Annotated in this window: 3 protein-coding genes; all 3 read right to left on the bottom strand. The window is 22.0% G+C overall.

Going from position 1 to position 1,949, the window contains the following annotated elements:
* Positions 1-132: 132 nt before the first annotated feature.
* Positions 133-300 (bottom strand): hypothetical protein, encoded by a 168-nt coding sequence (locus T380_RS04365; RefSeq protein ID WP_156930182.1) that lies wholly within the window; start codon positions 298-300, stop codon positions 133-135.
* An 850-nt stretch (positions 301-1,150) separates the two neighbouring features.
* The gene (locus T380_RS0103650; protein WP_027334515.1) at positions 1,151-1,543 is read right to left on the bottom strand and encodes a single stranded DNA-binding domain-containing protein; all 393 of its coding nucleotides are present in this window, start codon (positions 1,541-1,543) and stop codon (positions 1,151-1,153) included.
* Between the two features lie 173 nt (positions 1,544-1,716).
* Positions 1,717-1,949, bottom strand: a 233-nt coding sequence (locus tag T380_RS04430; protein ID WP_036437139.1) for a hypothetical protein, incomplete at its 5' end; no start/stop codon positions are given.

Here is a 1,949-nt window from a genome sequence, read left to right as displayed (position 1 = left end):
GTTTTTTCAACAATAAAGCAATATTTTATAAAGGAAAAATCACTTTTATGTATTTTGTTTAAATAAAAAATCACCAAACTTTAAATAGGTGAATTAAAAAAATGTCATATCAAATAATATTTTTATGCACTATTATATGTTGGTTATAATTGATTCGCTATCAAATATAAATTTTGCCAAAACTTTTTCTAATCCGTCATCAGAATCTTTAAATAATGACGGAGACATTGTATTTAATGTTGCTTTCTTTAATATTGATATCCCTTTATATTCAAATTTAACTAATCTAGATAATTTCACTAATCAAAAGATAATTCATTTTTAAGTATTTTAATAAGTAATGGTTGTGGAAGAATTGCTATTTTTTTGAAATCTAACCTTATTATTTAATAAGTTAATTAATATTTTTACATAATTATGAATTAATTTTATTTATTAATATATCAATACTTTCATAACCCGAATAATCAATTTGATAATCTTTAGCTTGAGATTTTTTATGTAGCATTGTATTGTTTTGTTATTAAATGAATTTTTATGCTTTCATTTTTATTAGTAGAAAATCCCGATATAAACACGCTTGTAACAATAATGGGGGATGCCCAAACAAACAAATTTAGAACATTTGTTTGTTATTTTTTGTTATCGTAGATTGGTAAGTACTGTGTGTGTTTATTTATAACCATAGTTTTGTTGGTGAAATTATTCGTGTATTTGTATTTCGTTGTGAATTATGAGGATAATAAAACATCAACTTAAGGAACAATATAGTTATAATTGCTTTGATTTTATTGTTCAAAGTTATAATGATTATTGTTTAAATTATTAAAATTTGCCCATCTAGGAAAATTAAGATTATTTGAAGACACCCTTTATAATTACTTTTACGATTTGTAGATCTATTGTATTTCATGAATAATTTTTATCATTTATTTTTATTTATTACTTTAGTTTATTAATAATAGAATTATCTAAAATTTTAATTTGATTTCATAAAAGGGAACATATTTTATGCAATTTTTTAATACTATTGCAAAAAGCGTAATTTATATTTTTTTAATAAAAAAACAACAATTTTTAAAGAAGTTTGTTGTTTTTTATTTTTAATAAATAATTGTTGACTTAATTAGATTTAGATTAAATAATTAAACTATTCTGTGCGGTATCCGTACACTTTTACTATTAATTTACGATCAAAAAGAAATTCATCATTTATGATAAGATCAAAATACATAGATGTCATTCCTTCTGTCTTCATTTTTATTGTGGGATTATTTTCTTTTGTATATTTATAATTAGGATTACATGATAATTTTATTGTATGTCCTGAAGGCATATTTTCATATTTTTTGTTAAATGAATCAATCATTAATGTTATTTCGTTTAAATTTTCAGTGTTATCCTCAATTTTGTGATATTCATTATATTTTACTTCATTAGCAAAACGATTTTTATCTTCGCCTTTTACACGTAATTTAATATTTTTTTCAATATATTTTATTAAATCATCCACCCTTTGACCATGACGACCAAACCCAAACAATAAAAATCTTATACATAAATCTACTGATTTTGTAGAATTTTTAAATGGTGAATATATAATTTTCGCGTTAACATCAATTGAATCATCATGTCATTTTTGGGTATATATGATATCCTTTACGAAAGAAGGGTTAATCCTAAAATTAGATAATATGTCACTCTTTATAGTATTATCTAAAAAATTCTTGTAGGGTTGTTATTGAAATCAATTTCATATGTAAGCTTTTTAAGAAATGGAGAATTAAAATCTTTCGCTATATGCATTGTAATATAATCTGCATCAAAATTACTATATTTCTTCTTTACAAAATAATCAAATTCTTGTTTAATATCAACAAGAGATTTAAAACCTTTAACAAAAAAATCTAAGTAGTCTATATCATTACCCTTTTCAAGTTTAAGTTTAA

It is taken from the genome of Mycoplasma elephantis ATCC 51980 (assembly GCF_000687815.1).
GTDB classification, from domain to species: Bacteria; Bacillota_I; Bacilli_A; order Mycoplasmatales; family Metamycoplasmataceae; genus Mycoplasma_H; species Mycoplasma_H elephantis.
The sequence above is the reverse complement of the archived record's forward strand: the minus strand, read 5'-3'. Positions and strand labels throughout refer to the sequence as shown.